This window comes from Streptomyces sp. NPDC101227, from assembly GCF_044767545.1.
Taxonomy (GTDB): domain Bacteria; phylum Actinomycetota; class Actinomycetes; order Streptomycetales; family Streptomycetaceae; genus Streptomyces.
The window spans coordinates 3,773-5,187 of sequence record NZ_JBIWOD010000040.1 but is presented as its reverse complement, the minus strand read 5'-3'; the positions used below and the strand labels follow the sequence as shown (position 1 = coordinate 5,187).

1 rRNA gene (cut by a window edge) is annotated in these 1,415 nt (G+C 55.3%); it reads right to left on the bottom strand.

The annotated features are described in order from the left end of the window. Positions 1-21 precede the first annotated feature (21 nt). Positions 22-1,415, bottom strand: a 23S ribosomal RNA gene (locus ACIRPT_RS40885) (it continues 1,772 nt past the right edge of the window).

Below are 1,415 nucleotides of genomic sequence, written 5' to 3'. Positions count from 1 at the left end.
ACACAGTGGACGCGAGCAACTGAGGACAAGCCCTCGGCCTATTAGTACCAGTCAACTCCACCCGTTACCAGGCTTCCATATCTGGCCTATCAACCCAGTCGTCTACTGGGAGCCTTAACCCCTCAAAGGGGGTGGGAGTACTCATCTCGAAGCAGGCTTCCCGCTTAGATGCTTTCAGCGGTTATCCTTTCCGAACGTAGCCAACCAGCCATGCCCTTGGCAGGACAACTGGCACACCAGAGGTTCGTCCGTCCCGGTCCTCTCGTACTAGGGACAGCCCTTCTCAATACTCCTACGCGCACAGCGGATAGGGACCGAACTGTCTCACGACGTTCTAAACCCAGCTCGCGTACCGCTTTAATGGGCGAACAGCCCAACCCTTGGGACCGACTCCAGCCCCAGGATGCGACGAGCCGACATCGAGGTGCCAAACCATCCCGTCGATATGGACTCTTGGGGAAGATCAGCCTGTTATCCCCGGGGTACCTTTTATCCGTTGAGCGACGGCGCTTCCACAAGCCACCGCCGGATCACTAGTCCCTACTTTCGTACCTGCTCGACCCGTCAGTCTCACAGTCAAGCTCCCTTGTGCACTTACACTCAACACCTGATTGCCAACCAGGCTGAGGGAACCTTTGGGCGCCTCCGTTACTCTTTAGGAGGCAACCGCCCCAGTTAAACTACCCACCAGACACTGTCCCTGATCCGGATCACGGACCCAGGTTAGACATCCAGCACGACCAGAGTGGTATTTCAACAATGACTCCACAACCACTGGCGTGGCCGCTTCAAAGTCTCCCACCTATCCTACACAAGCCGAACCGAACACCAATATCAAGCTATAGTAAAGGTCCCGGGGTCTTTCCGTCCTGCTGCGCGAAACGAGCATCTTTACTCGTAATGCAATTTCACCGGGCCTATGGTTGAGACAGTCGAGAAGTCGTTACGCCATTCGTGCAGGTCGGAACTTACCCGACAAGGAATTTCGCTACCTTAGGATGGTTATAGTTACCACCGCCGTTTACTGGCGCTTAAGTTCTCAGCTTCGCCATGACGAATCATGACTAACCGGTCCCCTTAACGTTCCAGCACCGGGCAGGCGTCAGTCCGTATACATCGCCTTACGGCTTCGCACGGACCTGTGTTTTTAGTAAACAGTCGCTTCTCGCTGGTCTCTGCGGCCACCCCCAGCTCAGAGAGCAAGTCTCATCACCAGAAATGGCCCCCCTTCTCCCGAAGTTACGGGGGCATTTTGCCGAGTTCCTTAACCATAGTTCACCCGAACGCCTCGGTATTCTCTACCTGACCACCTGAGTCGGTTTAGGGTACGGGCCGCCATGAAACTCGCTAGAGGCTTTTCTCGACAGCATAGGATCATCCACTTCACCACAATCGGCTCGGCATCAGGTCTCAGG